The sequence below is a fragment of the Micromonospora sp. NPDC005197 genome, assembly GCF_040608295.1.
Classification (GTDB): domain Bacteria; phylum Actinomycetota; class Actinomycetes; order Mycobacteriales; family Micromonosporaceae; genus Micromonospora.
The window spans coordinates 1-1,517 of the sequence record NZ_JBEXHY010000272.1 but is presented as its reverse complement, the minus strand read 5'-3'; the positions used below and the strand labels follow the sequence as shown (position 1 = coordinate 1,517).

The 1,517-nt window shown below is 69.9% G+C and carries 1 protein-coding gene; it reads left to right on the top strand.

The features are described 5' to 3' along the window. Window positions 1-198 precede the first annotated feature (198 nt). The coding region (locus ABZU46_RS31760; protein ID WP_354863377.1) for an alpha-lytic protease prodomain-containing protein at window positions 199-1,517 on the top strand (1,319 nt) is incomplete at its 3' end.

Here is a 1,517-nt window from a genome sequence, read left to right as displayed (position 1 = left end):
CAAGGACTGGGACCCGAACAACGACGCGGTCCTGCAGTTGTGGACCTGCAACGGCGGCGCCAACCAGAAGTGGCGACGCGGCTGACCAACCCCCGAACCACGTCCCACCCGCCGCTGCCGGCATCCGTCCCCCCGAACGGATGCCCGGACGGCTCGAGCACCCACGCTGAACCCCACCATGCAATAGAGGACACCCCCGTGAACCAGACCACATGGCGCTCCGCCGCCGTCGCCGTCATCGCCGGCGCGACACTCGCCGTACCGTCCCAGGGCGCCGCCGCCGCGCCGCCGTCCGACCCGATCTCCCCGCCGCACGACTCCGCAGTGTCCATGACCGAGGCGATGCGCCGAGACCTCCATCTGTCCGACGCCCAGGTCCAGGTCCGGCTCCGGATGGAGGCCGCCGCAACACCGACCGCCGAACGTCTCCGTAGCGCGCTGGGCCAGCGTTATGCCGGCGCCTGGGTCGACGGCACCGAACTGCTCGTGGGCGTCACCCGGGCCGCGGATGCCGCCGCGGTACGGGCCGCCGGCGCGACACCGAGGGTCGTGGCCCGCTCCGAGCGACAGCTGAATGCCACCAAGTCGGCGTTGGACTCGGTGGCGGCCGGCGCCGCGGACGCGGTGCGCACCTGGTACGTCGACCCGGTCACCAACACGGTTGTCGTCGCAGCCACGTCCCGATCCGCCGGTCTCGCGTTCGTCCGGGGCAGTACTGCCGACCCGGACGAGGTGACCGTCCGGGTCACCACCGAAACCCCACGGCCGGTCTTCGACATCCGGGGCGGCGACCAGTACGCCATCGGTGCCGGAACGCTGTGCTCGGTCGGCTTTGCGGTCGCCGGCGGCTTCGTCACCGCCGGTCACTGCGGTGGGGCGGGAGCGCCCACCCGCGGCTTCAACAACGTCGATCAGGGCACCGTCGCCGAGTCGGTGTTCCCCGGCAACGACTACGGCTGGGTTCGTACCAACGGCTCCTGGGCCTCCCAGCCGTGGGTGAACAACTACGCCGGCGGCAACGTGTTGGTCGCCGGCTCTGGTGAGGCCGTCCAAGGCAGCTCGGTCTGCCGCTCGGGACGCACCACCGGCTGGCGGTGCGGCACCATCACCGCCAAGAACGTCACCGTCAACTACGCCCAGGGTGCGGTCGTGGGCCTGGTGCGCAGCAGCGCCTGCGCGCAGCCCGGCGACTCCGGAGGCGCGGTCATCTCAGGCAACCAGGCGCAAGGCGTCACCTCCGGGACCACCGGCAACTGCGACGCCGGAGGCAACTTCTTCTACCAGCCAATCACACCGATCCTTCAGCGCTACGGGCTGTCCCTGACCACCACCGCTGGCGACTCCAGCCGGATCGTCAGCAACTGGCACAACAAGTGCATCGACGTACCGAACTGGAACTTCAGCGATGGTCAACGCCTGATCGTCTGGAACTGCACCGACGGCACGAACCAGCGCTGGGAGTTTGTCGGCGGCACGTTGCGTACCCAGAACAACAAGTGCATGGACGTGGCCTGGGG